Consider the following 26,435-nt stretch of genomic DNA (forward strand, 5'->3'; position numbering starts at 1 on the left):
GGGGGGGCTCGCCCCTCCTGTTCGGGGGGGGGGGGGGGGGGGGGGGCCGGCCGCCCGCGCGGGTGGGGGGGGTTTGATAATTTGCCCCCCCCCCCCCCCCCCCCCCCCCCCGCTCGGACCTTCCGGGACGCTGAGTCGGCGACTCATGCCGGCGCCCGACGCAAAATGCCCTGCGGCGCCCTCCCGCTAAAGGGTGTTGGCCCCGGTTCGCAATCTCAGGTCGATGATCGCGAGGAAGCCGATCTGGTGAAGCCCACGGTCGGTTGATGAGCGGCTTCCGGCTTCCGACGTCCTGAGCGGGCCTGACCATCGCTGAATATGGCGGTACCTGAGACGGTTCTCTCCATGAGCGAAACACCAGACCCTGGCAACCCGAACGGCATACAGGTGGGCGACGTCTATGAGGACTGCTCGTTCCACCCGGTGCTGTGCACTGCGGTTGAGTACGTCGCCGGCGTCGTACTCAGCGGTGTCTCTCTGATCGACGGCAGCTTTCCCCGCTCCTGCGATGCCCTGCATTGCGGCCCCATCCGGATCCGAGCGGAGGACGTCATGAAGATCAAGCAGGACCTGGAGGGTTACGCCCGCAGACGGAAGGAAGAGCTACTACGGGCCCACGACAGCACCTCATCCGTGGCTCTTAGACGTTGTCCTACATGATCAGTTGGTGTAGAGCCCTTACATGGGGAGAGGGTGCTGGGGCACGGAGGCAAGATGGATCCGGATCCTCTGAAGTGAACATTCCCCTGCGTGGTCTCAGTTCGTGGCGTCCCATTCGTCAGCAGTCATTGGCCTGGCGTCGGGGTAGTGCCGTCGGATCTCGCTGAGTACCCACTCGTCTGCTGTACGGACGTCCCACTTTGAACTATCGAACTCTCGAAGGGTCAGTACGAGTTCACTTCCCGCATACCCTTCGAAATCTGCATCGACAGCCTGCAGGTACGGCGCGTCCATGGCCAGCAGCTCGAAGGTGGGGATTCCATGGGCTGAAGCTCTGGCCAGCTTGGCGAAGTCGGGGTGCAGATGATCATCGAAAACCTGGGTTCGCCATGTGAGGCCGAGGCCGTAACTCCCCAGGCGGACGAGAAGCTCAGCCAGGGTGACGTAGTGTCGGCCGGCCACGTGCCCGACATGCGGGGCACTGTCCCGCCAGGCGGCGAAAGAGATCATCTGCGTCGTCGGCCGTGGGTCGATCATGAGTTCAGCGCCCTGCTTTGATTTTGAGGAGTCACCGGTTCCAGCTCGCTCATTGTCCCGGCTACCTCGTGAAAGGGGTCGATCGGGCGGGCCTCCGAAGTCGGTCGTTCGCCCTGCCGAGGACGGCGGCTGGCTTCTACCGTAGTGGCCTGAAGGTGGGGCGCCACGGTGTCTCTGCCGGAAGAACTGAAGGCCAGAGAAGCTGTGGCCTGGCAGAAGGTGGAAGAACTTCACTCGGGGGGCACCGAGTTGGCCGTGCGGCCACGGGATCGGGCAAGGCGAGTTCCTGGACGGCGGTCAGGGCCAAGGGGAACGCGTCGGCCTGCGCCCAACGGGATCACAGGGCAGCGTCGGCGGGGTCCTGGTGGCAGTTGGTACGGCGGGCGACGCCGATGACGACGCGGGTGTGCAGCGTGCGGCCGCAGATCGCGGTGGCGACCAGCGGATCACGCAGCACGGTCCGCTCGGTGGTCTTCCCGGCATGCAGGAACAGCCAGCCGCGCCACGACCAGGTCGCGGTCGTACGGTTTTCGATGTCCTTTCCGGCGAGGATGCACGTCGTCCAGGGCTGGCGGATCGTGATGCCGCGGAGCCAGTTGTCGACGGTCACGTAATTCCCCACGGGTGATGCTTTCGGCTTCACGTAATTCCCCACCCTGCGGTGGACAGGTCCGGCGGGCGGTTCAGACGGCTACACGGGTGGGCAGAGCGTCCGCACGTCCGTAGGCGAGCACCTGGGTGAGGACTTCGCGGAACACGGCGACGTCTTCGGTCGGCGCTTCGATGACGGCCTCGATCTCGCTGTCAGTCAGCCGCAGGTCCTGCAGTGCTTCCGGGGCGAGTGACACGCGCAGGACGTTGCCCGTCAGAACGGCTTCACGTACACAGCCGTACGCGGTCCCCTGGCCGGCTGTGACCAGGCAGTGTGTGTCCATGCCCAAGGCGATCTCCTGATCATCGGGGTCGTCTTCGCCAGCCATGAACAGCAAGATGAATCCGCTTCCGTCCGAGCCCTCGGCGAGAGCTGCTTCGGTGAAGTAGCCGTCAGGGTCGATCTCTGTTGTGGCAGCACGAGCAGTGAATCGGTACGTCATGACGGGGTTCTATCAGCGCGCCAGCCGAGAGGGGACGCAGGGGCGGGGCGCCTACGGTTCAACGTCCAGACGACGGTGCCCACGACGCGAACTTCGGGATTCCCCTGGGGAAGAACATGAACTTCTGGCTGGGGAATTGCGTGAGTGTCCACACCAGTCGCGTCCGGCGAGCTCAGTGGTGCTCATGCGGCACGCTCCAGGGCAGTGCCGGGGCGGCCCGCGCGGCGGCCGTTGACGCTCGGCACGGTCGCGTGCAAGGCGGTTGCCAGGACGACGCGGCCGGAGTGCTTGCCCTCATACATCGCGGCGTCTGCGCCGCGCAGCAGGGCACTGAGGTCGCTCGTGCTGAGCGCGTGGGAGAGCTGCGCCGACGGACGCGGCGACGGGCAGCGGGCCGGCCTTCGTGGGCACGGGCTGGTTCAGGGCGTCGATCAGATCGTTCAGGTGCTGCTCGATGTTGTTCTGGCAGCGGGTGGTGATGGCGAACTCGTCGCCCCCGAGGCGTCCGACGGTGCCGTGCGGTCCGGCCCACCGGGCCAGACGCTCGCCCGTCACGGCGAGCACTGCGTCGCCGGCCTCAAGACCGTGGGTGTCGTTGATCTGCTTGAAGTGGTCGAGGTCGGAAGCGCGCAGGTTCCGGCCTAGCTGACGGGACATGGTGAGCGAAGCCCGGTTCTGCCAGGAGAATTGGGAAGACCACGGCTGATCTGAAAGACGCATCCTGCCTGGGACTTCGACTTCGACGACGGCGACGAACTCACCCGGCGACCGCCCTGACAGGCTGCTCTGTACGATCACCGAATACTGGGTGCTGGTCCGCCTGTCCTGTGCGGAGATCAGCAAGTGGTGCCTTGTCCGGATAGTTGAGGGAGTTGGCGGGTGAAGCCGGCGGGCGGGTCGGTGTCCTTGATGAGTTCGCGCAGGATCGCGGCGAGTTCCTCTTGGCCGATGTCGTCGGCGCGGAGGTCGTCCTCGATCTGCTGGAGGGCCAGCGCGGCGATTCCGGCCGCCGCACGTACCCGTTCCAGCCGGGTTCGGGACTGGCCGGTCACCGGGTGCTCGCCTTCGTGGTGGCGATGAAGGCGGCGGCGGTCTCCCAGCCGTGGTGCCACGAACTGTCGAGGTGGAAGGCGCCGTTCATGCCGAAGTCGGCCAGCTTGTGGAAGTTGGTCTTGCCTGTCCGGGTCGCGATCCGCTCCAGCAAACCCTCGCCCGGGACTCGGCGGTCGGCGGCGTAGTGCGTGCCGAAGGACACGGCGAGCGCGGCCGCGGCCGCCACGGGGTGGACCTTGATGCCGAGCGCGCGGGCCCCGGCCCCGATGACGATCGCCTGGGTGGCGGTGTAGGTGAGGCAGTGGTGCAGGCAGGCCTTGCGGCCGTCGGCGGTGCCGTGGACGGTCTTGGCGCCGGTGGCGGGGTCCTCGTAGGTGATCTGGTGGTCGTCCGAGGCGCCCTTCACGCGGGCGCAGTAGTCGGTCTGGATCCAGAAGTCGCCGATGGCGCTGGCGGCGCGCGTCAGGCCGAGCAGGGCGGCGAAGACGGCGGGACGCTGCATGGGTGGGTGCTCCTGATGTCGGTGGAGGAACGGGGCGGCCCCGCCCGGGAAAGCCGGGGCGGGGCCGGTGTGTGCGGGGTGGCGCTGCTTCGAAGGCGGTTTGAGGGTCCTTTCGCAGCTCAGGCAGCCAGGTGATGTGCCGGGGCGGGCGGAGTCGGGGCCGTGGGGGTGGTGTAGGTGCCGGGGGTGGGTTCGTAGCCCTGGGCGCACGGGTAGCAGGTTCCGACGGTGCGTAGAGGTACTGGTGCAGTGCGTTTGTTCCGTTGCTGTCGTATTCCTGGCCAAGAAGGTTCGCTAGACGCCTCGTACGTGCCCCTGGGCCGTGCGAATTCGCTGGTCGAGGGAGGGGTCGGTGCGGGAAGCTGCATGCGTGATCGAGCGAGAGGCCGCCGTTCAGGCTGTCGAGGACCAGCTGGAGCGCGACTATCAGCAGTGGCGGGCTGCGGGTATGGACGCGATGCGGATGGCTGTGGTCGACGTCGAGGAGCACGAGCTGGTGTGGATCGTCTCCTGGACCTCCGAGGAGTTTGTACGCACCCGGAACCCGGAGTTCATGCTGGCCGGTAACGGGCCTTATCTGGTCGACCGTGTCGACGGTGGACTGCACCGGGTCGGCGTCGTCTCCGCGGTAACCGGGGAGTGGGAGGCCGACTATCGAGCCCGGATACGTGGGCTGCCGGTGCGCACCGCAGTAGATGATCTACACGATGCGCTGTGCGAAGTCGCCGTTGCGCGCGGACGCGTGCACGCTGTGCGGTCCTTGCGCCAGAGGCTGCCGATGTTCTCGCCTGCGGAGGCCATCGAATATGTGAGCGCCTTGCTGGATGGTGATGCGCCCGCGCGTCTCGTGGCCGTCGCCACCAAAGAACTCGTGGAGCCTCTCAACCCGGTACTTGCAGTGGAGACGGTTGTGAGCGGGGCGGAGATCCGAGCGGGTCAGAGACCCGAAGGGTGACAGGAGAGCCAGTCGGCATGCCGATCGCGCACCCGGTCCCGTTCCTCGGACGTGGCGAGGAAAACGTCGGCGCCACCGTCGTAGGGGTGGTGGATGGGCTGCATCCGGGTGTCGAGGCCGTCGGGGACGGCGCCATGGTCGTACTCCAGAACCAGCGGGTTCGCGGCTTCTGAAGGTGCGCTGGCAGGAACCCACTGGTGGCGTGCGGGTTCTGAGCCGGGGAGCCACGCGGGTTCGTGCGCGGTGAACCAGGCAAGATGGGGCTCCAATCGGTTGGGGAGGCCGCAGGGTGGGTTACCAATTGGAGGCAGTGATCGCGTCGGACGAATTGCTGCAGGTTGCGTCGCGAGAGGTGCCGGGATCCCGAGTGGTGCCTCTCCGACAGGGCCTGTCGCTGATGCCGATGACCGATGAGGTCTGCGACGTCGTCACAGACGACAGCGCCGAAGGCGATCTGGGGTTTTGGAAGTTGCCGGGAGGGTTTGAGACGAGACTCGCCCAGTGGTCCTCAACAGGACCGGTCGCCTACGTGGAAGCTGACTACTTCGGCGGAGTCGGCGAGCAACGCGCCGCCGTCTGGGCGGACGGTTCGCTGGCTTTGGGACCACTGGGCGAGCCTGAAAAGAAGCGGTTCTCGCGTGCAGTCAGCCCGATCTCACAGGCATTGCGGCGGCTTGGCGCACGAAGGAGCCTGGGCGAGGACGAGTTCGAGGCCGTAGGACTGGACCGTCACCGCACCAGCGATGACTGGGGCACCTCCAGCACAGCCTGAGCCCGCACAGGCAGGCGGCGACTTCCGGAGTCCCGCATGGCCTCGCAAGTTGTCGGCCAAGCTCGCAGAATCGGCCAACTGTTCGCAACAGTTGGCATGGTCGAGCAGGAGGCATGAGGAGACCACTGACCTCCCCACTTGTGGTTCTCCGTGTTCTCTATCGCTCCCGGAACCCGCGTGAACTCCAGTTGGCAGCGATGCCTTGTGGCGCGGCACTTTGGTGGGCTTGGCGTGTGCGCGGCGTTGTGGCGGCGGGCATCACCGGGTCCAGGCGCTGGGCAGGCGGTGCTGGGGGAGCGGGTGGTGGGGGCCGGGGCGCTGCGGGTGTGGCCGGCCGATCCGGCGACGCGGACGGGGGATGAGCATGAGCGATCTCCTTACGGACAGGACGGGCCGCGAATATTGGCGGCCGCGATTCGGCAGGGGAGTGCGCTGGGTGACGTGCAGGTGAGGGGCCGGGCGGCCTAATCCGGAATTCAGAGCGGTCCGTTCGGGCGGTATTCACGGCGGAGCGTTCGAGTGGTGGCGGCCCGTGTGGTGCCCGAGTGGATGCAAGCGGGCGGCTTGGCCCATGAGGCCTTGGGAAAGACGGGGCACGTCTCGGCGCCAAGACGCACTACCGCAAGCGCCGCGACGACCATGGCGACTGGCACGCAGCGGCCCAGCGCAACCTCTTCAACCGGATGCTCGGCCAGCTCTACCACTGTCTCCAACAGCACAAGCTGTTCGATGAACAGACGGCATTTCCATCTACTACTGCCGAAGCTCTAGAGGCAGCGTGACCAGGCTGCAGGCCGTGAATAGGCTTCCGCGCATGGCCAGTGAATCTTTTCCCCACAACCGGTTCCTAGGTGAGTTTCAGGAACTGGCACATGGTCGCCCCGACGGCCCTGCACTTCGCGACTCGGTCCGCGACCACGCCGCCCCGGGCGCAGAGAAGCTGGTGCGTTATCTCCGTTCAGGATCTGCCCTTGCCGTCAGCGGCACACCAGTCCATGACGTGCTGAGCAACGAACTCATCGGCGCGTTGGAGCTGCACACTGACGGCGAGTGGTTCTGGTATTCAGACCTCGCTCACTACGTCGAGCGCTACCACGTCCCGCTGGACGAGACCTTCGTCGATCACGCACGCGCACATCACTGGACTCCACCCAAGCTCTCTGCGGAAGACCTCATCCAGATCGGAGACACCCTGGACGCGGCGCTCGATGCCGAAGACGCCAGAGACACGCAGGCTTGACGAGTTAGGCGCCTGAGGTGTCTGTCCCGCGCCCGCACCCCAGGTGGGGAGGCGGGTACGAGGCAGGGGGTCCGGAACGGGGCAGGGTCTAGAGGCCGCGGGCGTCGGCGCGGCGGGCGGCGATGCCGAGGATCCGCAGCGGCGTGCGGGCGTCTGCCCAGGCGTCGTTGAAGGCGGGGATGGTGTCGACGTCCGGGCCGAACGCGCCGCGGATGGCGTCCATCAGCACGTCGATCGCCCGCTGCTCGAGACGGTGGTCGCCTGACGCCTGGGCGCGTAGCGCGCCGAGGAGGCAGTGTGCGCCCTCCGGGGTGGAGTAGGCACCCGAGCACCAGCCGTCGGACTCCAGCAGGTGGAGGGTGCGGTGCAGGAGGCCGGCGACCGGCGTGCGGGACGGCTCGGGGGCCAGGCGCGGAGTGAGGGGGACGGTGACAACGTCGGTGAGGGCTAGCGGCGCGGTGGGTATGTGCGCGGTGTTGACCTCGTAGGCGACGGCCGCTTCGTCCAGGCGCGCGGCCATCGCCGTGTTGATGAGGGCGAGGCGTTCGTCGAGGCTCAGGGGCGCGGCCGGAGGCTGGGGGGTGGTTCTGGGCGCGGTGGGCCGGTGGGTGGTGTGCACGGGCGGGCTCCTGACGGGCACGGCAAAGGGCGCCGCCGGGAGGGGGGTTCGGCGGCGCCCTTGAGCGCGGGGGAGGGGTGCTGGTGGTCAGTCGAGGTCCGGGGTGGCGTTGATCGCGCCGCAGTTCCAGCAGTCCCACTCGTAGGGGATGTTGTCGATGCGGTCGCAGCAGTCGCAGCCGTCGCCTTCGATGAGGTTGTCCTCGTCGCAGCGCCAGCAGACGTAGTGCAGGTGCGCGATGTACGTCATCTGGCCTTCCCCACAGTGGTGTTGAGCCCGTGGGGTCCGTGATGCGCGCGTCAGCCGATGTGGGACAGGACTCCGAACAGAGCGCCGATGGTCGAGGTGACGATCGGTCCGGCCGTGGTGCCGGCGACGGCGAAGCCGAACAGGGCGCAGCTGACGGCGGACCCGATCCGTACGTGGCCGTTCCTGAGGGCGAACGCGACCAGGAGGAGGCTGACGATGAGCAGGGACAGGGTGATGGTCACGGGATGTTCCCTTCGAGGCATCGGGATGCCGGGGCGGCCCGGTGCGCGGGGCTGCCCCGGCTCGCGGGTCAGGTGTTGGTGAGGTGCTTGATGCGGGCCAGGGCCTGAGCGGGGGTGGTGACGGGTCGCTCGGCCTGGTGCTGGTTCTTGGCCCGGCTGGGCCTGCTGCGGCCGCTGCGTGGGTAGTCGGGTCCGTCGCTGTCGTCGTCGAGGTCGTCGGGCTCTTCGCCGAACTCGCCGGGGCGGGGCGGCTCGGTCCAGTCGAACCACAGGTCGCGCGCCTCGAGTTCGGCGATCTCGTGCTCGGTCAGCCGGGTGATGGTGTCGGGGAACAGGTGGCTGATGTCGTGCTTGAAGTCGAGGAACAGGGTGCGCAGGACTTCCGGCTTGCGGTTTTCGATGATCCAGCCGACGCCGCCGGTGTTGGCGTTGGAGGCGGGCTCCGGTTCACCGTTCATGATCCGCTCGATGCGTCCCTCCGGCTCCTGGGTGAAGGAGCGGGGGAGGGGGGCGGGGATGTCCTCACCCTTGATGCCGAGGGCCTTGAACATTTCGGTGACCTTCTTCGCCGCGACCTTCAGCACGATCGGGATCGAGTTTTCGCGCAGGTTCTCGTTGAGGAGCTGGGTGAAGCCGTCCTGCACGTAGATGGACTGGCCTGCGACGTCCTCACCGACGCCGTACTTACGGCCCTTGACCGAGACGTGCTCGGCCAGGTCCATGATTTCCGCGCCGTACAGCTCGTGGCGGGTACCGGAGAGGAACTCGTCGAGCTTCAGCTTGAGCGGCGCGTACGGGCTGCCGGGCAGGTAGGGGTCCCAGTCGTGCAGCTGGCCGTCGGCCCACACCATCTCGGCGCGGATCTCCATCAGGGCCTTCGTCGCGCGCAGGGCCCGCAGCATGTAGAGCGCGCCGAAGCCCTGGCGGTCGACGTGCCTGCCGAGCGTGCCGATCTTCTCGTCGGGTGATTCGGCGGCCAGCCAGATCACGGCGCCCCAGTTGGCGTCGGCGACGACGGACAGGGCGAGCAGTTGGGTCTTGCCGCCGCCGGAGGGGGCGACGTACAGGCCGTGGGCTGCGCCGCGGTCGGTGTGGCAGCGGTTGCGGGCGGGCTGGCCGTTGCCGAGGTAGCCGACGACGTACCGGCCGGCCGGGTCGGGGGTGAGCAGATCGCGGGTGGCCGGGTGCAGCAGGGCCAGGGGGGTCTTGTCCCAGTACGAGATGAGGAACTTGGAGCGGCCGTCGGGGGTGACGAACACGGTCCCGTCGTCCTCCGTGGTGCCCAGGACCCGGCACAGGGCTGCTTCGTCGATGCGCGGGGCGCCGGCACCGTCGGGCATCCGGCCGATGTAGTGGGTCACGCCCCGCTTCTCGTCGCGGATCTTGTCGACGAACTGGGAGCGGGGGATCGGGCCGCGCTCGCCGCCGATGGTGTCGTCCCACCATTCGGTGCGGGTCGGTGTGGAGCGGCGTCGGCGTTGCTCGTCGGGGGTGATGTGGGCCTGCAGCCAGCTCGGTCCGACCAGGGTGCCGTCGCCGTTGGTGAGCCGTTCGATGCTCACGGCGCGTTCGTCGACGTCGTAGGCGGCGGCGATCGCGGCTTCGGTGAGGCCGGTGATCGGGCGGCCTTCTTCGGAGGCCCTCAGGGTGAGGGTGAGGTCGTTTCGGGTGCCCGGGTGCGGGCTGGCCTTGGCGATGAGGGTCCGGCCGGGCATCCCGGAGCGCTCCCACAGCATCCGGTTCTGCTGCGTGAACAGGTTCGCCCCGTCGGCAACCGTCTGCTCCGGCTCGGTCGCTTCGGCGGCGGGCTCCAGCTGGGCGGCGAGCGCGGGGCGGTGGCCGCGGCGGGTGTGCCGCGACATGGGCAGCAGGCAGCTGTAGCTCAGGCCCCAGGCGGCGGCCGCGGCGATGTCGGCGCCCCAGTACCAGCCCGGCGTCCACAGGGCGCCCGCGCTGATGAGGCCCGCGGTGGCGAGCGGGCTGAGCCGCAGGATCTTGCGGCCCGCGCCCTCGGTGGTGCCCTTCACTCCGGCGATCCACTCGCCGATGATCGCCGCGACGCCGGCCGCACCGGCGATCAGGACCCCGGCGGTCGTCGCGCCGTCGGGGGAGAGGTTGGGGGCCGCGGCGATCACCGGCACGGCCGCTGTGTAGGTAAGGCGTTCCAGCACGACGCTGCGCGGAATGGACACCGGGAACTCCATTTCATCAGAAGGGAGGGGGAGGGGCGGTGGTCAGGGGCGGGGGCTGCAGCAGCCGCAGTGATGGCCCGGGCAGCGGTTCCGCTCCCGTTCACGGGTAGCGCGTGCGGCGTTGGTGCGAGCCGTGTTGCGGGCGCGCCGAACTGCGAAGTAGGCGAGGGCGGTCAGCAGCAGACCGAGAGCGTGGAGCAGCACGAAGGCCTCCGAGGGGCGGAGCTGGGGGAGGGGGCGGCGGTGTGGTTGCAGGTGGCATCCGCATTCGGTGTGGATGCCACCTGCGACCAGCCGGGTCCCGTTGGGGGCCCGGCGGCCGGGAGTTGACGTCGTGATGGAGTAGCGGGGGTCAGCCGCCGCGGTTTTCGAAGAAGCCGGGCCTGGGCGTGCGCTCGGCTCGGCCGGAACGCACGTGGTCCAGGGCCTCGTACAGACGCGCGTGGGTGGTCTTCGCCTCCCAGGCATCGGCACTGGTGTCGGCCACCGTGGTGGCGAGGTGGCGGGCGTCGATCGCGGCGCCGCCCAGCGCGGTGGACACCGCGTTCTGGATCTCTACGAACTTCTTGTCGACCTCGGCGTGGTCGATGTCGCGGGCCAGTCCCTCCGACGTCTGTGCGTCGGTGTGCATCTTGCGCTGCAGCCGGTGCAGACGCTCGGCCGCTCCGTCCAGGGATGTCGCCAGCGCCGTCAGCTTGTGCTGAACCGCCTTGTATCGGTTGTCGGAATCCGTCGGCGCCAGGTTGGTCCCAGCTGCGGCCGGCGACGCCGCCGGTGTCAGATCACTCATGCCAGGTTGCTCCTCATCAGCGGAGGTTGGGGATCAGTCGTGGTGTGCGGCGGCCGACGCATGCTGCAGGCCGCCGGCTTCCATCGCCTCGAGGTCGGCGCTGTAGGTGCGGCCGACTGCCATTGCGGCGGTCGCTGCCGCGTTGCTCGCGTCCCCGCACGCACCGGCCCAGCGCTCGGCCAGGGCCCGCATCCGGTCGGCGGAGTCCGCCAGATCGCAGATCAGGTCGGTGACGCGGGTGTCGATGTTGTGGTCCCCGACCAGGTCGATCGCCATCTCCCGCAGCGCCTTGGCCACAGCGACAAGCGCTTCGGCCAGGTCCTCGGCTTCGGCCTTGTTCAGCGCTGCCGAGACCGCCAGGTTGACGACTTCGACGAGGTACTCCTTGAAAGTGATGTTCGTACGGTGCTGCGCGGCGAGCCCTTGCGCGGCCCCGCTCTTGCGTGCCATCTGACTCAACGGTGTCTCCTCATCAGCTGGGACCCGAGGGGGTGGCGCACCCTGGGCGGGGTCCCTCGGGGAAGGCGCCGGGGGCAGGCCCCTGACCACGCGCTGCTTCCGGCGCGGGGGCGGAGGGTGTCCCGATCCGCGCGGCCGCTCACGTTCGACGGTGATTCCGAGCGACTCAGCGGGCACCGGCTTTCCCGCGGTGTCCTGAGCGCGGCGGGCTTGCTCCTGCTTCTGGCTGCGCTGCTCCCAGATCCGGCGTGCCCGTTCACGAAACCCTCCGGTCTTGGCGCGCGAATCACTCGCGCCGCCGGGCTTCGCGTCATCGGCCGATGTCGGCGCTGGGCCGTTTCCGGCGCCGGTCTTCTTCTCACCGGCACCGTCGGCCGGTTTGCCATCTCGGGGCTTGTCCTTCTTGCCCGCCTTCGGCTTCTTCGTCAGGTCGACCTTCGGCGCCGCGCCCGTACCGGCCGGTGGTGCGGTCGGTGTCCCGTCACCGGCCGCGGCGGGCTTCGGCTTCTTCGTCAGGTCGACCTTGGGTGTCCCGTCACTGGCCGCGGCGGGCTTCGGCTTCTTCGTCAGGTCGACCGTCGGAGGCGTAGTGGCTGCGGGGTTCGGCTGCTCGCGGCGCTTGCGCCAGCGTTCTTCCATGGCCTCCGCGGCGGCCTGACCCAGCGTGGTACGCCCGTCCTTGGCCTCCTTGCGCTTATCCCGGCGGGCGTCCCTGCGTTCCTGACGGCGGCCGCGGCGCTCTTCCTGGCGGGCCTGGCGTTGCTCCCACTGCGTCTGCCGGTTGGCGCGCGCCTGGTCGCGGTCCTTGGTGCGGTCCGCGAGGCCGGCCTGCTGCCGGGTGGCCGCACGCTGCTGATGTGCTGCCTGCCGCTGGGCTTTGCGCTGGTGGCGTGACCCTCCGCCGCCACCTCGCCCGCTGTCGGATGAACTGTCGTGCCCGGAACCCTTCTTGCCGTTGCCGCCACCACTTCGGTGCGTGCCGGCCGTTCCTGAGCCGCTGCCGCTCGACTTCTTGCGCCCGCCCCCGCCCCCGGAGCCGCCAGAGCCGTTGTGCGAGCGGTTTCCGCCCCCGGACGGGGAGTTGCGGCTGCCACCGCCTGAACGGCCGCCAGAGGAGCCGCCAGAGCCCTTCCCGGGACCGTGCGAGCCACCGCTACGGTTCCCGGCCGCCGATCCGTTGCTACGCCCGGTGCCGCCGCCCCGGCCGGAACCAGAACCCGAGCCGGAGCCGCGGCCTGCGCCGCCGCCCAGCCCGCCGCCGGACTTCGAGCGGCCCTTGTCGGCACCGAACCCGGAATCAGATTTCGATCGGGCGCCCGCCTTGTCGCCGCGCGATTTCATCATTGCCTGATGGAGCTTTCCGTTCTGCTCCATCAGTGCGACTTCCTGCGCGGTGCGCGCCTCCATCAAAGCGACCCGGCGCGCGACTTCCGCCTCCTTATAGGGCGCTTCACTCGCCTGCCTTTCCCTGGCCCGCTCCATCCGGAATTCCAGGAAATCACTGACGATATCCGCGACGGACCGACGCCCCTCGTATTCGCTTTCCTCGTATTCCTCGGTCTCGTCGTCGACGGACGGAATATCCAGCAGGCCTTCGGACGCGAGTGCCGTAGCCGGATCAGGCGGGCGGGGAACGTCTGGAATACGGGGCATTTCCAGCGTGGTCTCCTCCGGGGATTCCGGCGGCATGGGTGCCGGGTCCGGGAAGTCAGGCAGTGCGGGCGGCGGGACGTGGTCGCTGTCGCCCCAGGGGCCGGTGACCACCCGGCCGTCCTCCTGCTCACCGTCGTCGGACATCGAATCCCTCCCTTCTGAGGGTTGACAGAACGTGACGTCTTGTGTGCACGCGTGCACGGGTGCACGTGTGCACGCTTTTCGCGCGCGCGAGGCCCCGCCGGCGGACCGACGGGGCCTTCGTGTGGCGACGTTCAGTGATCGGGGTGCTTGGCCAGAACCTGCTCGGCGTAGGCCAGCAGGTCCTTCAACAGCCGGGGCCTGCCCTGCGCCCGCTCGGCGAGCGCGACCCGGAAGAGCCGGCACACCTGGGTGAAGGCGTGCAGCACATCCGCATGACCGGATTTCAGGGCTTTGGAAATATCGGACCGGGTGAGGCGGAGCCAGAATTCCATGACGCCGAGGTCGCCGCGCGATTCGCGGGCCTTCCGGGATTCACTCGCCAGCCATGAGTTTCGATTGACGGCGGATCGTTCGACCTTATTCAGCGGGCGGGTCACGCGGACTCACGGCCCTGCAGGTCGTACACCGACTTAGGAACACCATACCCCGAATCCCGATGCTGTCCAGCCTGACCAGCAGAGCTGTTCGGAACACCCTGCAGCTGCGGATTCCTCTTCCGCACCTTTTCCAGCGCCTTTTCATGCCGCGCCTTGGCCACGTTCTGAATCTTTTCGGAATGCTCGAAATGCCGGTGCGCGCTCTTTTCCAGATCTCGGGCAAGGCGGGAGAGGTCGGACAGGATGGACTTCACCGAACGCTCGAGCGGCATGGCCCGCAGCGTCGCCTGGCCCCACCGGTCGCCCTCCACGCGCTGGTCACGGGCGTGGACCCGCACATGGGTCTGCAGAGTCTCGACGTTGCGCGTCACCTCCAGCACCATGCGCTGCAGGTCGGCGAGGTATCGGGCGTAGGCCGCCGGGTTCGCCGCAACCTCCTTCAGCGGGCCCTCCGCCTGGGAGGCGTTCTGTTCGAACCCCTCAAAGCGTGCGGCCTGTTCGTTGTCGCTGGTCATGACGGGTTCCTCCTGCTGTACTGGGGGATCTGGGACTGCTGGTTTCCGGCAGTCGCAGCGAGGGCCAGCCCAGGTCGAATGGGCTGGCCCTCACTGGTGTGTGCCGGACAGGTCAGGTCAGGTGCTTGTCGGCGTCCTGCGGGCGCAGCAGGCCGGCCGCCGAGAGCAGGCGGACCGCTCGGTCCTGGTTGACGCCGAGGTCTGTACGCGCCCTGTACAGGGACACGAAGCCGTTGGCGTCGCGCGGGAGGTTCTGTACGAGCGGGGCAAGTTCGTCGTCCGTCCTGTACGGCGTACCTGTACGGTCCGCGCCCGTTCCGCTTGCACCGGAGGGCGCAGCATCCGTACCTGTACGGGCGCTGTGTACGCCGCCCTGGCCGGGGGGTGTACGGACGCTGACGGTCGCGGTGCGTGCCTGTACGGCGGCACTGGCCGAACCTGTACGCTCCCGCGCCGTCGAACCTGTACGGGCCCGGGTGTCGGCGGTGGTGTGTACGCCGTCTGTACGGTGACTGTTCGCGCTGCTCAGACCCCCATTCGTGGTGTCGGCACCCTGTCGCTGCCCGGGGGTGCGTACAGGGTTCGTACTGTCCGCCACAGCGGCTGAACGGCCCGTGTGTACAGCCGAGTCGGCGCCGTACAGGTCTGTATGGACGGGCTGTGTACGCTCGCCCGACTGCCCCTGTACAGTGCCGGTCCGGTCAGGCGTACCTGTACGGTCCGCCGTTCCGTTTCGCTCCGTACTGTCCGCGTCGTGCGTACCGCTCGTGTGCATGAGCGTGTGTACGCGCCAGATGACCGCGACGAAGATCAAGACCACGAAGGTCGTCAGCTGCCACGGCGCCGAGTGTCCCGGCTTGACGATCTCGGCCTGTTCGGACAGGTGGTAGGTCACGTTCGCCGACGCCATCAGCAGCAACGCGTAGGGGATGTCCTTCTTGGCGCGGAACGCGGTGACGCAGTAGACGTCGATGGAGACGGGGAGAAGCGGGGCGACGTACTGGTTGATGCCGACCATGCGGGCCAGCTCGTACTCGCCGGAGGCGGCAAGCCCGACGCCTGCGGTCAGCGCGATCCAGGGCGCCGTCTTCCACGCCTTGTGGCCGAGCTTCTGGCTCAGTCCGCTCCAGCGGGAGTTGGCCCGCTTGGCATCCTGGGCGTCTTTGAGCATGCGCTTGGCGCGGAATTCATCGGCCTCGGCCCTGTCCGTGACGCCCTTCGCTTTCTTCTCGGCGTCGGCGATGATGCGGTCGGCTTCCTTCTGCGCGGCCTCCCGCAGCCGAGCCGCTACCGACCCGGCCTCGGTGCGCAGCCGCTCGCGCTGCTGCTCACACGCGCTCTGGAGGCCGGCGAGTTCGTCGGTGAGCTTCCTTCGGCGAGCGGCGGCCTCGGTGTCGAACTGCTCGGTGAGCGTGCGCAGCGTGTCCCGCAGTTCAGTGCGGGCCTGCTCCGCATCCCGGTGCGCGGCGGTGACCTGCTCGTCGGCTTCCCGGCGTCGGGCGTCAGCGGCCTTCACCGCGTCCGCATACAGCGCCTCAGCCTCCGCGCGGCGCCCGTCGTACTGCACGGCCGCCGTCGCCGTCAGCGCCTCACAGCGCTTGTGAGCCTGCTCGACCTGGTGCCGCGCGGCGGCCACCAGCTGCTCGGCCTGCTCCTGGGCGCGGGCCAGGATCTGCCCGGCCTCACCGCGCCGCTGCTCGACCAACGCCGACAGCTCCGCGAGGTCGTCCCCGGCCAGGCGCCGCAGCTCGGCAACCGCGGTGGCGGTGGCCTCGCGGTCGGCGGCCGTGTGCTCGGTGAGCTCCGCAACCTGCGCGCGGGCCTCGGTGATAATGGTCTCGGCCCGCTGGCGGGCCTCGGTGAGAAGCTGCTCGGCCTCGCCGCGCGCGGTCCCGACATTGGCGGCTGCACGCTCGCGCTCGTCGCGGGCGGCCCGCGTGGCGTCCGCGATGGTCCCGGTGGCCTGCGTTTCTGCGTCGCCGAGCAGCTGGGCGATGCGCTCGTGGGTGGCCTTTACCGTGTGCGCGGCCGCGGTTTCGGCCTCGGCCTGGACGTCGGCGGCACGGTCGCGGGCGGCGTCGATGATGTCGGCGGCCCGGTCACGGGCGTCGGCCACGCGCGCAAACACCAGCGTGTCCGCATCCGTTGCCGCCATACCGGCCGTGCTGGCGGCGTCGGCCGCTTTCGGGGCGGCGGGGCGGGACGGCCGACGAGGAGCGGCCGTCTTTTTACCGTGGGTCTTGTTACGTGCTCGTGCGGCGGCCACGCCGCCTCCTTCCAGGTGGGTTGCCGCCCCAGGCGAAAGGGGCGGCGGAACGGGCTGTCAGATGCGCGGTGCGGGCAGCGCCGTGTCCTGGACGAGGTGGCGGCGCAGCCAGGCGACGGCGGCCGGGGTCATCGCGCCGGTGTCGGGCTCGCGCAGGGGCGCGGTGTCGATGTCGTGCATCGCGTCCGTGGCCGGGAGCCGTCGCATGTAGGCGGGGTCGATACCGGTGCGGGCGCGGTTGTCGCGCAGCTCGGTCAGGTCGTAGACGACCTTGCGGGTGTCGGACTGCGTCCAGGCGCGCTCGACCCGGCCGACGAAGGTGTGGCCGGGCAGACCGAGCCAGAACCTCTCGGCGTCGCGGAACAAGACGAGGTCGCCCTTGGCGTAGGTGACCTGGGGCTGTACGACCTGTGTCTGGTGCTGAGTCATGTGCTCTCCTCACATCGAGGGTGGTGCACCGGCGCGCGGCCAGTTGGTCCGGGCTGTCCGGCTCCCTGTCACCGCCCGACCCGGCTGCCGGGGGTTCGGCGGCTCGGTGCGGGCGGATCGGGCAGCCGTCAGACCTAGACGAGCTGCGGGCGGTGAGGGGCGACGATGCGGCCGTCGGGCAACAGGTCCCCGGTGTCGTCGAAGACGAGGACGCCGTTGCACAGCAGGCTCCAGCCCTGCTCCGGGTGGGCGGCGACGACCGCGGCGGCTTCCCGGTCGGTGCTGTCCGCGCGCGGGCAGGGCGTCGGGTGCGTGCAGAGCGAGGCGGGGAGTTGGTCACTGCCGGCAGCGGTGTGGCGCATGGTTGCCTCCGAGGGTTCGAGGGGCGATGACATGGGGGAGTGGGGGAGGAGGCAGGTCAGGCGGCGTTGCGAGCCGTGTTCTGCCGAGCGGCGACGCGGCGCATGGCGCGGCGGTCGCGTTCGTCGGTGCCGCCCCACACCCCGTGCTCCTCGCCTCGCTGAAGGGCGCCCTCAAGGCAGGTGGCCTGAAGCGGGCAGGTACGGCAGATGACCTTGGCCTCGGCGGCCTGGAACAGGGCGCGCGTTCCGTCGCCGACCGGGAAGAACAGGTCGGGGTCCTCGCCCTTGCAGGCCGGAACGGGCTGCAAGGGCGAGGCCGTCGAAAGGGAGTTGCTGGCCGACGTGCGGAGGATGGATCCGCGATTCATCAGGGCCTCCAGACAGGTCCGAAGCACGAAGCAGCCCCGGGGCGGCATCCCCGGGGCTGTTGCATGTGCGGGTGGCCGCGGGTGCGGCCGGAGCGGGCGGTGGTGGCCGGCGCTCTCCGCCGTCCCCGGCCGTGGTGCGGCGCGGGGGCGACGGGCAGGGCCGGGTCAGCGCTGCTGTTTCTGGCGGTTGTTGTAGGCGTCCTGCAGCCGGTGGAACCGCTCGTGAATCGGCCGACCGGCTGTGCAGGGCTGGTCTGCCTGGCAGGCAGGACAGGCCGCGATGTGTTCGGAGGACGTCTTGAACGCGTCCATGTAGCGGACGTACAGGTCGTCGGTCGGACGAGCGCTCATCGGCGGTTCTTCTCCGACTGCTTGTTCTTCTCGGCGTTCTTGCGGGACAACTCGGCGCGCTCGGCGTCGGTGAGAGCCAGAATCGCGTTCATCAGCGCACTCCCGTCGGGGTCTCGCGCACGAGGATGTCGCTGGTGGTCCAGGCCGACCCGATCGCGAACGGCTCGGCACCGGAACGCAGGACGTCCTTCACGATCAGCGCCCACTGCGCGCACCGCCGGTTGAGCAGCGCCTTGGCCCTGGCGTGGTCACGGACCACAGCGACGACCTCGAACGCTCCGTCGACATTGTGGTAGATGGCGCCGACTCCGCGCGGGCCGATCTGCGCGTCGATGACGCGCTGCAGGCCCCGGCGGATGGTCACGTCGTCGACGCTGACGTCGACGTTCTGGCGGGGGAGAGGGTGTGCCATGCTGACAGTCATCGAGACCTCCAGATAGGTCTGGGTATGAGTCAGCCCCGGGGGCGCAATCCCCGGGGCTGACGTCGTTTCGGCTGTCGTACGAGCAGCCACGGCCCCGACCTCCCCGAACTGGGCGAGATGGCCGGGACCGTGGCGGTTCGACGTGCTGGTGCGTGCTACCGGCGCTTGAGCTGCTCCTTCTGCGTCGCCAGGAGCGAGATCGCGCTGAGTAGGTCGGCGCGCTCCCACGCGGTGAGCTGCGGAGCGTCAGCCTTGTGCGTGTTGAGCATCTGGACCAGCGCGGTCAGGGCGTCGTCGACCCGCCGGACATCAGCCTTGTTGACCTTCTCCGCGTGCTGCGCCCACTGCTGCTCGTGCAGCAGGCGCTGGCCCTGCTCGCAGCGGTCGCTCCAGTCCTCGCCATCCATCTCTGCCTTGCGGCGGGCAGGGGCGAGCCGCTTGGTGTGCGCGGCGAGCTGAGCGAGGCGACGGCCGTCCGCGCACCGGGCGCTGATGTCGGCGGCACGCAGAAACTCGCCCTTGGCATCGCGCACGGAGCAGGTAGAGCAGCCGCGGACGTGCGCCTGGTCCAGCTTGCGGGCCGTCCTGTCGTCCATCGCGCCGCCGACGATCTGCATGACGGCGGGCGCCGGCCTCGTCCCTGGCTTGCGCAGCACGCGAGTTGAGCGTCGCCCGTCGGTCTGAGTCAGTCCCTCTTCCAGGCGCGCGAACCACTGATCGGCGCTGATGTTGATGCTGACGAGGCGGTTGCTGCCGGAGCAGCGGACAGGGTCCTCCGAGCCCTCCGTCTCGGTGTGATGGGGGACCAGCTTCGGCCGCGAGCTGTGCGGGGCGTTGATCGGCACCCAGGTGCGGCAGGTCGGGCAGACCAGCGAGGAGTACGGGAGGTCGACCTCGTGCGGCTTGAGGGTCGAGACGACCAGGATCGGGAGAGTGCTGACGGCGCGGGACCGGACCCGGCGCGAGCGCTCCCGGGAGACCACTTCACGGGTTCGCGTGGGCATGAACGCTCCTTTGTACGGAGGGACAGGGGTGCGTCGCAGGTGCTCTCTCCGACCTCCGGGCCGCCAGCGATCGGGCGTCCTGCAGGTTGGACAGCACAGCTGCGCTGTCGGGCGGTACAACACAGCCGACCTGGAGGAGTTAGAAGTGCCTCGACTCCGGCCACCGAAGTGACGATCGGCTGCGGTGGAACTTGATGCCGCGAAGACGCTAACTCACAGAATCTCTGCGAGTCAATCACTCAATGTAAGCTTTTCTGCGTACTAGCAGTCAGGGGGCGCGTGTGAGAAGGTGCGGGGTGACGGCTATTCAAGGAGGAGATGTGACAGGCGGATTCGCACTCTGGGTGCGCTTCACGACGCTTGACGCCACCGCGGCTCAGCAGTTCGACGCCCTAGTGGCCCGCACCCTCGAAGGCATCCGCCACGAGACCGGGACCCTGATCTACGCAGTGCACACGCCGGAAGCCGAGCCGCTGGTCCGTTGCTTCTACGAGCTCTATGCCGACCGCGCCGCCTTCGACGCTCACGAAGCGCAGCAGCACACCAAAGACATGCTGCGGGAGCGAGCGCAGTACCTCGCGAGCACCGAGGTCACATTCCTGAGCGAGCTCACCGGTAAGCGGCCTTCTCCGCCGGCAGTGTCATGACAGCCGTCGACCCTAAGCACCGGGAGTTCGGCAAGCACATCGCAGCCCTGCGTAAGGAACGCAAGCTGACGCAGCAACAGCTGGCGGCGTCCATGGGAAAAACTGCGAGCTGGATGTCCCAGGTTGAGCGGGGTGTCCAACCTGTCGAACGCATAGACGTCCTGCAGGAGTTGGCCGACGCTCTCGGTGTTTCCACTCAACAACTCCGCCCGGGGGCACCTATGCCGGCCGCGGCTGTCGACGCAGCGATTGAGTACCAGTCAAACGATCTCGACGAGGCCCGCCAGCTCATCTCAGGGCATCCAGCAGTCGGAACGATCCTCGGCGTGTCCCGCATCGAGCCGGCCAAGGATTTGCGACAACTGGCCTCCGATGTTGAGGAGATGTGGAGCCTCACTCATCAGGGCGAGTTCGCTCAGGTCAGCACCCGGCTGACCGCGCTATTGCCCGCCCTTGAGCAGACAGTGCGCGTAGTCGAGTCCAAACAGCGGTCCGAGGCCTACCTCCTCCTCGCGCGCACGTATCAGGCACTCGCCGCAGCGTTCGCACGTCAAGATGAGTCGGATGCCGCATGGGTGGCCGCAGACCGCGCCATCTGGGCGGCGGAAAGATCTGGAGATCCTCTCCACGTCTGTGCAGGCGTTTATCGCATGGTCCATTCCTTCGTACGCCTCAAACGGCTCGACCAGGCCGAGCATGCAGCCACCACAGCCGTAGAAGCACTCGAAGCACTCGACGCCGCGAAGCAGCTCAGCCCCTCCGGTATGTCCGTGCTGGGATCCCTCTATCTCGCCCGAGCACTGGTACATGCACGAGCCCAAAGCCGTGGCGCGGCGAGAGCAGAAATCAGCAAGGCGCGAGCCGTCGCCAAAAGGATGGGTGACGAAAACCGTAACGACTTCAACCTTGAGTTTGGTTCTGTCAACGTCGAGATCCAAGCCGTCGCTACGGCCGTCGAATTGAGTGACGCGGGCGAAGCCCTCGATATCGGAGCGAACATCGATGCTGAGAGCCTGTCGAACGAACGGCAAGGGAGGCTACTCATGGACCTGGGGCGAGCCCACGCGCAGAGGCGACACGCTGGAGAAGCTCTCCGCTGCCTTCTGCGCGCGGAGGAACTGTCACCAGAGACGATCCGGACCCATCACGCCGCGCGTCAGACGATTCGTGAACTCGTCCTGGTCGCAGGGCCCGGCGCACCGCCTGAGCTCACAGCCCTGGCCCAGCGCGCCGATGCACTCACGGAGTGAAGAAGACCGAGGTCGGCGCTCCCTTGCTGGTTGCTCAGCACGACACGATGGTGACGCGCTGTCAGCGCGGCCGTGGGGGCACGGGTATGGTGTCGCAGGACATCTGTGAGATCACAGAGAAACCCCCCCGGGCTCTCGACAAGCCCGAGGGGGGCGGCTGGAGAACTCCGGCCGTGCGAACCACCTGGATGAGAGGCGGTCGCGTGATGCAGGGTACCCGTACCCCGGCTCATGCACACACCACCCCGCCGTTGCAGCGACGCAAGACCGTCGCTCCGGCGGGAGTTCGCCGTGCATGCCACCAGATTCTCGACAACTGCGCAGTAGCGCTCATGACTTCCCGCGTCCTTCTCTGGGACATGCGTCTCCGCACGGCTTCCCGGAGGGCGATGACGTAGCTGCGGATTGGCGGCTCTAGGCCGCTGGGACGCTCCGGTCCGTCAGGCGCTACCAACGCCTGGGCCGAGCGCCCCCTCCCATCACCGGACGGATTAGCAGTCCTGTCCGAAGGGGTGGTTTTTCCGGTTAGCAGCCGGATCGACCGTCTTCCTTGGTTCGCACCGAACCTCGAAGCACCGGAACCCGGGCTTCTTTATGCCGTGTGACGGTGCCACAACGACAGGAGTCATTGTGCACGGCCGTCATGCGTTTTTCCAGCCGTACTGCGCCCGTACAGCCCCGTTTTGCCCGATTCCCGCACGTGAAGTGCTCCACATCGGCCTCCTCAGGACGGTGGGCCGATGAGGGGCACGGTGCCGTCGGCCACCGTGGCGATGCCCATCCCGCGAGCGTCGGTCGACGCTGCCGCGCCCGTGCCGACCGGACTGTATGTGGGGGAGGCGTCGCAGTGGCTGTCGGCATCGACGGGACGGATCGCGCTGGACGGCTACTCCTGGATGCAGGCGGTCCACTGGGTCGCCGGATCAGGGCTCTACGAGCCGCGGCGGTACCGCTCGCACGGGCCGCGCTCCTTCGGGCCGACGACCGTGCGCGTCGCCCAGGAGCTCGCGCAGCTCTCACCTTGCCGTCCTGGGATCAGCTACCTGATGCGCCGAACTGGCCTGTCGGAGCGGTCCGTTGAGTACCACCTCGGGATGATGCGAGAGGCGGGGCTGCTCGCGTGGATCGTCAAGGGCACCCGGGTGTCCGGCGGGCCGGCACAGGTCAGCGAGTTCGCGCGGATGATTCCTGCGCAGTTCGATGTGGCTCTGGGCATCCGTACGGTGCAGCGGGACGAGACCGCTCCGGCCTACACGCGGGCGGTCTCCGGGTTCGGCGAAGCCGGTCGGGAGCTGATGGCGAAGCTGGCGAAGAAGGCGGCCCGGAAGGTACGCCGCCCGCGGCCGAAGTCGTCCTCGAAGCGCCCGACGAAGGCCTCGGGCAGGGGAGTTGAGCAGCGGTCTGTGACCGCTGTTTCTCATGAGGTCCGTTGCACCCCAATGCAGGTGGGTACCTCAGCGTCTTCTTCTGCAGGTACTACTTCCTTCCCCCCTGAGAGCAAGCTCGCAAGCGGGGAAGCCAAGTCCCACACCCCGACGAAGTCCAAGGCCAGCAGAAGCGGTCGCCGAAGCCTGAACACGGTGGGACGCCGCTACCAACTGGCGCGGGAGCTCACCTTGGAAATTGACTGGCTGCGAGGCTGCTCGGTGCCGCGGATCGCCTGGGTTGCCCGCAACGTCGCTGATGCCGGATGGACCGTGACCGACGTCAGGGCCTGGCTGCACGTACGCGGACAGGCAGCCGAGGTCCGCCGGGGCTCGGGGCTGCTCGCCGTGCTGCTCACCGGCGCGGAGAGAGTGCTGGACACCCCCCAGAAGCGGACCGCCGCGGTCGAGCAGTGGCGTGGCGCCCAGGAAGCGGCCCGCCGTCACCGCATTCAGCAGGTCCGCGCCCGCACCGAGCGATACGAAGGCGACTGGAACGCGCCTACCAGCCGCGCGGTCCTCCGCGAGGTCGATGCCGCGTTCGCGCAGGTCAGGGATGCGGCGACCGGCGGCCGCCGCCAGGCCGAGGTCGACGCCGCCGACGCAGTCCTCCCGCTGGAGCCGAGCGAGCAGGAGCTTGCCGAATTGCGCGCCGCCGCAGCGAGCGAGCTGATGCGGGGCGAGACCACGCACATTCGGTGCATGGACCCGCATATGGCGCTGGCCGTGTTCGGCGAGCGCCTGGTGGCCCGCGCCGCACAGCTCGATGCTGGCTCGCGCAGCTCGCTGATGACCTACGGACGCAGGTAGGGACGTCGTGAGCGAGCGGCGTGGTCGGAGCAGAAGGTCGCCCAAGGGGGCGGTGCGCACCAACCTCGAGTCCTACACTGAGGTTCTGCACCCGGGAGGGCGTCATGGCTTCGAGTACCGAGCCCGAGAACATCAAGCCGCGGCCGGACTACCCGCCCAAGACTCCGCCGCCGCCCAAGCGGCCGCCGTCCCCGCCCCCACCGGACCCGCCGCGCAGCGAAGCCGAGGCACTCCTTGCCGGGCTCCCCGTTCCTCAGCGCGCGCACCGGCGGCACGGACTGCCCGTGATGAAGAACCGGCAAGGCGCCTCATGGACCTTGGAAACGGGCGCGTGGATCCCGAAGAAGGCCGCCGGGCACGTCACCGATCGGCTCGCTACATGGGGTCTGCGCGCACCCGACACGCTCGGGGACGTCGTGCAGATGTTGGTGAGCACAGTCCAAGGAGACGGCGGCCGCCGGATCAGCGTGCACCTTTCTGAGCAGGACGGCCGTGCCCTGATCCTCGCCCTCAGCCACCAGGCGCCGACGACGCCGCTCGCAGACGAGGCCCTCGTCTCGCTCCGCGGTCTTGGCGCTGCCAGCTGTGGCACGGAGACAACAGCGGAGGGCCGGCAGATCTGGGCGCTCCTCGACCTCCCGCCCGCTGCGGCGTAGCACTGATTGACGGTCTGTGGGGTGGGCTCAAGCAGGTGCGGGCTCTGAGCAGGCGTCCTAAGGCCTGTCCTGTCGATCATCGGAGCCAGATGACTGCGGCGATGAGTGTGAGGCTGCCGCGGAAGATCACGGCGCGTTTGGCATAGCGGGTGGCGAGGTCGCGGTACTGCTTGAAGCGGGCGAGGCAGCGTTCCACGACGTTGCGTTCCCGGTAGAGAGCTCGGTCGAATCCCGGAGGCCGTCCGCCGCCGCTGCCTTTAGATGCCCGGCGCGCCCGCTGGTCGGTCCGCTCGGGGATGACATGACTGATGCCGCGCCGGCGCAGAATGGCGCGGGTGGAGTTATGGGCATAGCCCTTGTCCGCGATCAGCACGTCGGGGCGCTTGCGAGGGCGACCTGGACCCGGGGCGTTGATGCGGATCGCGTCCAGCACCGGCAGCAGTTGTGGGTTGTCCCCGACCTGTCCGGGTGTGAGAACGATCGACAGCGGCCGGCCCCGGCGGTCCACCGCGAGGTGGATTTTGGTGCTCAGTCCGCCGCGGGACCGGCCGATCGCCTCGGCTGGGGTGGCTGGGACGGCGCCCCCTCTGTGGCTCTGATCCGGGGAGGCGTTATGGATTCGAGCATCGAGCCCGAGGACATCAAGCCGCGGCCCGACTATCCGCCCAAGACCCCGCCCCCACCTAAACGGCCCCCGTCTCCGCCTCCACCGGACCCACCGCGTAGTGAAGCCGAGACTCTCCTGGCCGGCCTCCCTGTGCCTCAACGCGCGCATCAGCGGCCCGGACTGCCTGTGATGAGAAACCGGCAGGGCGCTTCGTGGACGCTGGAGACCGGAGCGTGGATTCCGAAGAAAGCCGCCGGGCACGTCAGCGACCGGCTCACCGCCTGGGGCCTTCGAGTACCCACCGCCGTGGACGAGGTCGTGCAGTTGCTGGTGACCACTGTCCAAGGAGACGGCGGCCGCCGGATCAGCGTGCATCTGTCTGAGCAGGACGGCCGGGCCCTGATTCTTGCCCTCAGCCACCAGAAGCCCGCGGCGCCACTCGCCGATGAGGTCTTGGCCGCGCTCGGCAGTCTGGGTGCGGCAAGCTGCGGCACCGAGACGACGGGCGAAGGCCGGCAGGTGTGGGCACTCCTCGACCTCATGCCCGCTGCGGCGTAGCAGGGCTGCTGATGCCTCGGCTGCGCGGACTTGGGTCGACCACGCCCTGCGGTTCGCCGGCGTCGACCGGGACGTCGATGGCGGGGCGGCTCAGGTCGATGCCCGTCGAGGGCCTGGGGGGGGGAATCATCTGAGTTGGTTCCTGACGTACGTTGACCCCACCGTCGGCTCCGTCAACCGCTACCGGCGCGCTGCGCGCCCGGCAGGGGATCTGGTCCATGTCCGTCCCCAAGGCCTCCCGGCGCGCGTACGGTGAGATGACGACCTGCCGGGAGGACCAGATGAGCGCGCAGCCCGACCACGCCCCCGTCACCACCTACGCCCCAGCGCCCGGGGCGCCGGCCGAACTCCTCGCCCAGCTCCGCGCCGACAAGCGCGCGGACACTTGGGTGCCCGCTTTCGAGCGCGCCTACGCTGCCGCCCTCGAGGAATCCCTGCGCACCTTCTCCCTGACCGGGCTCTACGAGGTCGTCCAGGAGTGGCAGGGCCTCATCGCCTCCGCTCCGGCGGTCGATGCGTTCGTCGCCTCCGGCTATGACGACAGCGACTTCATCGACATGGCGGAGCTCCGCGGCAGGCGTCGGTGACCGGACAGCCGTACGCGGTCCGCTTCTCCGCCTCGGCCGCGAAGGTTCTCGACGGTCTGCCCGAGCAGGTTGAGGACACGGTGTGGGACGTCTTGGACGCCGCTGCGGGCGACCCTTGGGGTTTCCGGCAGTTCAACGCCGACGACCCCGAAGGCGAGGACGTGCGCCACGCCTTCGTAGGCCAGCTCTCGCTTACCTACTGGGTGAACCGGCCTATGCGTAGCCTGTCCGTCCTCACCATCACCTGGCTTGGATAGAGAGCATCGGGCAGTCGGGCGCCAGCAGGGCGAATCATCTGACTTGGTTCCTGACGTACTTTGAACCTTCTCCGGTTCGGAGGAATCCGATCTATGGTGCCTCGTCGCCAGCAGGTGCGGCGGCCTGCGCGGCCTCCTGGAGGGCGAGGGCACGGTGCTTGATGTTGACTGCGGCGCCGATGTCGGCATGCGTGGTGTGGCCACAGCTGGTGCACGTGAACAGGTCGCGGGTGCGGCGGCTCTCGGCCTCGACGTGGCCGGGCGCATGGATGTTGCGCCGCACGTTGAAGCCGGCTGGCTGGAGGAATCACAGCGGCTGGCT

General features: G+C 68.6%; 35 protein-coding genes and 1 pseudogene. 12 read left to right on the plus strand and 24 right to left on the minus strand.

The features are described 5' to 3' along the window. The first annotated feature begins 345 nt into the window (after positions 1-345). Positions 346-660 (plus strand): hypothetical protein, encoded by a 315-nt coding sequence (locus ABT127_RS29405; protein WP_351456364.1) that lies wholly within the window; start codon positions 346-348, stop codon positions 658-660. A gap of 96 nt (positions 661-756) precedes the next feature. Here ABT127_RS29405 and ABT127_RS29410 read toward each other — a convergent pair whose 3' ends face one another. The 6 genes from ABT127_RS29410 to ABT127_RS29435 all read right to left on the minus strand — a co-directional run bounded on the left by ABT127_RS29410 (position 757) and on the right by ABT127_RS29435 (position 3,846). Beyond that, entirely contained in the window at positions 757-1,197 is a 441-nt protein-coding gene (locus ABT127_RS29410) for a hypothetical protein (protein ID WP_351456367.1), read from the minus strand. A gap of 337 nt (positions 1,198-1,534) precedes the next feature. Next, positions 1,535-1,807 (minus strand): ASCH domain-containing protein, encoded by a 273-nt coding sequence (locus ABT127_RS29415; protein ID WP_351456370.1) that lies wholly within the window; start codon positions 1,805-1,807, stop codon positions 1,535-1,537. Between the two features lie 73 nt (positions 1,808-1,880). Further along, the gene (locus ABT127_RS29420) at positions 1,881-2,291 is read right to left on the minus strand and encodes an Imm10 family immunity protein (protein ID WP_351456373.1); all 411 of its coding nucleotides are present in this window, start codon (positions 2,289-2,291) and stop codon (positions 1,881-1,883) included. Positions 2,292-2,585: 294 nt separating this feature from the next. Continuing rightward, a complete protein-coding gene (locus ABT127_RS29425; protein WP_351456376.1) occupies positions 2,586-3,134 on the minus strand; it encodes a GGDEF domain-containing protein in 549 nt (182 codons plus the stop codon). Further along, on the minus strand, positions 3,128-3,343 hold the full coding sequence (locus tag ABT127_RS29430) for a hypothetical protein (RefSeq protein WP_351456741.1): 216 nt from the start codon (positions 3,341-3,343) through the stop codon (positions 3,128-3,130). The genes ABT127_RS29425 and ABT127_RS29430 overlap by 7 nt, the downstream gene beginning before the upstream one ends. Next, a complete protein-coding gene (locus ABT127_RS29435) occupies positions 3,340-3,846 on the minus strand; it encodes a hypothetical protein (protein WP_351456379.1) in 507 nt (168 codons plus the stop codon). The genes ABT127_RS29430 and ABT127_RS29435 overlap by 4 nt, the downstream gene beginning before the upstream one ends. A gap of 370 nt (positions 3,847-4,216) precedes the next feature. On the opposite strand from ABT127_RS29435, the gene ABT127_RS29440 reads away from it, so the two are divergent. After that, a complete protein-coding gene (locus tag ABT127_RS29440) occupies positions 4,217-4,801 on the plus strand; it encodes a YrhB domain-containing protein (protein ID WP_351456382.1) in 585 nt (194 codons plus the stop codon). Here ABT127_RS29440 and ABT127_RS39370 read toward each other — a convergent pair. After that, the gene (locus ABT127_RS39370; RefSeq protein ID WP_502971806.1) at positions 4,783-4,905 is read right to left on the minus strand and encodes a DUF3885 domain-containing protein; all 123 of its coding nucleotides are present in this window, start codon (positions 4,903-4,905) and stop codon (positions 4,783-4,785) included. The genes ABT127_RS29440 and ABT127_RS39370 overlap by 19 nt on opposite strands. Before the next feature lie 197 nt (positions 4,906-5,102). Here ABT127_RS39370 and ABT127_RS29450 point away from each other — a divergent pair, with 197 nt between their 5' ends. From ABT127_RS29450 to ABT127_RS29460, 3 genes and pseudogenes are all read left to right on the plus strand, one after another. Further along, positions 5,103-5,573, plus strand: coding sequence for a hypothetical protein (locus ABT127_RS29450; protein ID WP_351456387.1), 471 nt, complete (start codon positions 5,103-5,105; stop codon positions 5,571-5,573). Between the two features lie 602 nt (positions 5,574-6,175). After that, positions 6,176-6,355 (plus strand): annotated as a pseudogene (locus ABT127_RS29455) (IS110 family transposase); the annotation flags it as partial. Between the two features lie 32 nt (positions 6,356-6,387). Next, on the plus strand, positions 6,388-6,813 hold the full coding sequence (locus tag ABT127_RS29460) for a hypothetical protein (protein ID WP_351456390.1): 426 nt from the start codon (positions 6,388-6,390) through the stop codon (positions 6,811-6,813). Positions 6,814-6,901: 88 nt separating this feature from the next. Here the strand turns inward: ABT127_RS29460 and ABT127_RS29465 are convergent, their stop codons facing one another. The 15 genes from ABT127_RS29465 to ABT127_RS29535 all read right to left on the minus strand — a co-directional run bounded on the left by ABT127_RS29465 (position 6,902) and on the right by ABT127_RS29535 (position 19,317). Further along, positions 6,902-7,432, minus strand: a complete 531-nt coding sequence (locus tag ABT127_RS29465) for a DUF6197 family protein (protein ID WP_351456392.1) — start codon at positions 7,430-7,432, stop codon at positions 6,902-6,904. Positions 7,433-7,519: 87 nt separating this feature from the next. Beyond that, positions 7,520-7,681: a hypothetical protein gene (locus tag ABT127_RS29470; RefSeq protein WP_351456394.1), complete on the minus strand. Its 162-nt coding sequence runs from the start codon at positions 7,679-7,681 to the stop codon at positions 7,520-7,522. A gap of 50 nt (positions 7,682-7,731) precedes the next feature. Beyond that, entirely contained in the window at positions 7,732-7,923 is a 192-nt protein-coding gene (locus tag ABT127_RS29475) for a hypothetical protein (protein ID WP_351456396.1), read from the minus strand. 68 nt (positions 7,924-7,991) lie between these two features. Beyond that, the gene (locus ABT127_RS29480) at positions 7,992-10,115 is read right to left on the minus strand and encodes a chromosome segregation protein ParM (protein WP_351456399.1); all 2,124 of its coding nucleotides are present in this window, start codon (positions 10,113-10,115) and stop codon (positions 7,992-7,994) included. A gap of 352 nt (positions 10,116-10,467) precedes the next feature. After that, entirely contained in the window at positions 10,468-10,905 is a 438-nt protein-coding gene (locus tag ABT127_RS29485) for a conjugal transfer protein TraB (protein ID WP_351456401.1), read from the minus strand. A gap of 33 nt (positions 10,906-10,938) precedes the next feature. Beyond that, positions 10,939-13,161: an ATP/GTP-binding protein gene (locus tag ABT127_RS29490; RefSeq protein ID WP_351456403.1), complete on the minus strand. Its 2,223-nt coding sequence runs from the start codon at positions 13,159-13,161 to the stop codon at positions 10,939-10,941. Between the two features lie 131 nt (positions 13,162-13,292). Next, on the minus strand, positions 13,293-13,598 hold the full coding sequence (locus ABT127_RS29495) for a hypothetical protein (RefSeq protein WP_351456406.1): 306 nt from the start codon (positions 13,596-13,598) through the stop codon (positions 13,293-13,295). After that, a complete protein-coding gene (locus tag ABT127_RS29500) occupies positions 13,595-14,113 on the minus strand; it encodes a hypothetical protein (RefSeq protein WP_351456409.1) in 519 nt (172 codons plus the stop codon). Before ABT127_RS29500 ends, ABT127_RS29495 begins: the two co-directional genes overlap by 4 nt. Positions 14,114-14,225: 112 nt before the next feature. Then, positions 14,226-16,379, minus strand: a complete 2,154-nt coding sequence (locus ABT127_RS29505; RefSeq protein WP_351456411.1) for a hypothetical protein — start codon at positions 16,377-16,379, stop codon at positions 14,226-14,228. A gap of 57 nt (positions 16,380-16,436) precedes the next feature. Beyond that, positions 16,437-16,808 carry an RNA-binding protein gene (locus ABT127_RS29510; protein WP_351456414.1) on the minus strand — a complete coding sequence of 124 codons (372 nt, stop codon included), beginning with the start codon at positions 16,806-16,808 and terminating at the stop codon, positions 16,437-16,439. Between the two features lie 134 nt (positions 16,809-16,942). After that, positions 16,943-17,170, minus strand: coding sequence for a DUF5999 family protein (locus tag ABT127_RS29515; protein ID WP_351456417.1), 228 nt, complete (start codon positions 17,168-17,170; stop codon positions 16,943-16,945). 56 nt (positions 17,171-17,226) lie between these two features. Beyond that, the gene (locus ABT127_RS29520; RefSeq protein WP_351456420.1) at positions 17,227-17,538 is read right to left on the minus strand and encodes a WhiB family transcriptional regulator; all 312 of its coding nucleotides are present in this window, start codon (positions 17,536-17,538) and stop codon (positions 17,227-17,229) included. 165 nt (positions 17,539-17,703) lie between these two features. Then, the gene (locus tag ABT127_RS29525) at positions 17,704-17,889 is read right to left on the minus strand and encodes a hypothetical protein (RefSeq protein WP_351456422.1); all 186 of its coding nucleotides are present in this window, start codon (positions 17,887-17,889) and stop codon (positions 17,704-17,706) included. A gap of 91 nt (positions 17,890-17,980) precedes the next feature. After that, positions 17,981-18,301: a hypothetical protein gene (locus tag ABT127_RS29530; RefSeq protein ID WP_351456425.1), complete on the minus strand. Its 321-nt coding sequence runs from the start codon at positions 18,299-18,301 to the stop codon at positions 17,981-17,983. A 167-nt stretch (positions 18,302-18,468) separates the two neighbouring features. Then, entirely contained in the window at positions 18,469-19,317 is an 849-nt protein-coding gene (locus tag ABT127_RS29535; RefSeq protein ID WP_351456428.1) for a hypothetical protein, read from the minus strand. A 320-nt stretch (positions 19,318-19,637) separates the two neighbouring features. Between ABT127_RS29535 and ABT127_RS29540 the strand changes: the two genes are divergently transcribed. From ABT127_RS29540 to ABT127_RS29555, 4 genes are all read left to right on the plus strand, one after another. Further along, a complete protein-coding gene (locus ABT127_RS29540) occupies positions 19,638-19,964 on the plus strand; it encodes a putative quinol monooxygenase (protein WP_351456431.1) in 327 nt (108 codons plus the stop codon). Then, positions 19,961-21,214, plus strand: a complete 1,254-nt coding sequence (locus ABT127_RS29545) for a helix-turn-helix domain-containing protein (RefSeq protein ID WP_351456434.1) — start codon at positions 19,961-19,963, stop codon at positions 21,212-21,214. The genes ABT127_RS29540 and ABT127_RS29545 overlap by 4 nt, the downstream gene beginning before the upstream one ends. Before the next feature lie 740 nt (positions 21,215-21,954). Then, positions 21,955-23,448 (plus strand): transcriptional regulator, encoded by a 1,494-nt coding sequence (locus ABT127_RS29550; protein ID WP_351456436.1) that lies wholly within the window; start codon positions 21,955-21,957, stop codon positions 23,446-23,448. A gap of 104 nt (positions 23,449-23,552) precedes the next feature. Beyond that, the gene (locus ABT127_RS29555; RefSeq protein ID WP_351456438.1) at positions 23,553-24,104 is read left to right on the plus strand and encodes a hypothetical protein; all 552 of its coding nucleotides are present in this window, start codon (positions 23,553-23,555) and stop codon (positions 24,102-24,104) included. A 76-nt stretch (positions 24,105-24,180) separates the two neighbouring features. On the opposite strand, the gene ABT127_RS29560 is transcribed toward ABT127_RS29555, so the two are convergent. Next, entirely contained in the window at positions 24,181-24,879 is a 699-nt protein-coding gene (locus ABT127_RS29560; RefSeq protein WP_351456441.1) for an IS5 family transposase, read from the minus strand. Positions 24,880-24,900: 21 nt separating this feature from the next. On the opposite strand from ABT127_RS29560, the gene ABT127_RS29565 reads away from it, so the two are divergent. From ABT127_RS29565 to ABT127_RS29575, 3 genes are all read left to right on the plus strand, one after another. After that, a complete protein-coding gene (locus ABT127_RS29565; RefSeq protein ID WP_351456444.1) occupies positions 24,901-25,269 on the plus strand; it encodes a hypothetical protein in 369 nt (122 codons plus the stop codon). A 281-nt stretch (positions 25,270-25,550) separates the two neighbouring features. Beyond that, positions 25,551-25,856: a DUF6247 family protein gene (locus tag ABT127_RS29570; RefSeq protein WP_351456723.1), complete on the plus strand. Its 306-nt coding sequence runs from the start codon at positions 25,551-25,553 to the stop codon at positions 25,854-25,856. Then, positions 25,853-26,113 carry a hypothetical protein gene (locus tag ABT127_RS29575; RefSeq protein ID WP_351456446.1) on the plus strand — a complete coding sequence of 87 codons (261 nt, stop codon included), beginning with the start codon at positions 25,853-25,855 and terminating at the stop codon, positions 26,111-26,113. The genes ABT127_RS29570 and ABT127_RS29575 overlap by 4 nt, the downstream gene beginning before the upstream one ends. A 91-nt stretch (positions 26,114-26,204) precedes the next feature. Here the strand turns inward: ABT127_RS29575 and ABT127_RS29580 are convergent, their stop codons facing one another. Next, positions 26,205-26,396: a zinc ribbon domain-containing protein gene (locus ABT127_RS29580; protein ID WP_351456448.1), complete on the minus strand. Its 192-nt coding sequence runs from the start codon at positions 26,394-26,396 to the stop codon at positions 26,205-26,207. Positions 26,397-26,435: the final 39 nt, after the last annotated feature.

It is taken from the genome of Streptomyces sp. NPDC001904, from assembly GCF_040297005.1.
GTDB lineage: Bacteria > Actinomycetota > Actinomycetes > Streptomycetales > Streptomycetaceae > Streptomyces.